Source organism: Blastomonas sp. UPD001, from assembly GCF_003426715.1.
Classification (GTDB): domain Bacteria; phylum Pseudomonadota; class Alphaproteobacteria; order Sphingomonadales; family Sphingomonadaceae; genus Blastomonas.
The window spans coordinates 1-608 of the sequence record NZ_QKVT01000051.1; the positions used below are offsets into that span (position 1 = coordinate 1).

Consider the following 608-nt stretch of genomic DNA (forward strand, 5'->3'; position numbering starts at 1 on the left):
AGCCGGTGCTGCCGCTCGATCCGGTCGAACCGCTGCTGCCGCTGCTGGTACCGCCGAAGCTCGACGAGGTGCTGCTCGAGGTCGCACCCGAAGAGGTGCTGGACGACGTCGAGCTCGACGAGCTGGAGCTGCTCGAGGAGGACGAAGAGCCGCTCGAGCCCGACGAACCGGTCGATCCGCTCGACCCCGAGGATCCCGACGAGCCGCTCGAACCCGAAGATCCGGTGGAGCCCGTGGAACCGGTCGAACCGCTCGATCCGGACGAGCCGCTGCTGGTGGACGAGCTGCCGGACGATCCCGAGGAGCCGCTCGAACCGGACGAGCCCGAAGAACCGCTCGAGCCCGACGAACCGCTGGAGCCCGACGAGCCGCTCGAGCCCGACGAGCCGCCAGGCTTGCCCGGATGGCCGGGCTTGCCGGGATAGCCGGGCTTGTCACCGCCCGAAGAGGACGAGCTCGACGAGGAGGAGCTGGAAGAGGACGAGCTCGACGAGGACGAGGACGACGACGAGCTCGATGAGCTGACATTGCCCGAAGACGAGCTGACATTGCCCGATGAGGTGCTGACGCCGCCGGTAGAGGTCGAAACGCCGCCGGTCGAGGTGCTG

The 608-nt window shown here is 68.8% G+C and carries 1 pseudogene; it reads left to right on the forward strand.

Annotation, left to right across the window (positions count from 1 at the left end):
* Positions 1–425, forward strand: a pseudogene (locus DM995_RS22530) (hypothetical protein); the annotation flags it as partial.
* Positions 426–608: the final 183 nt, after the last annotated feature.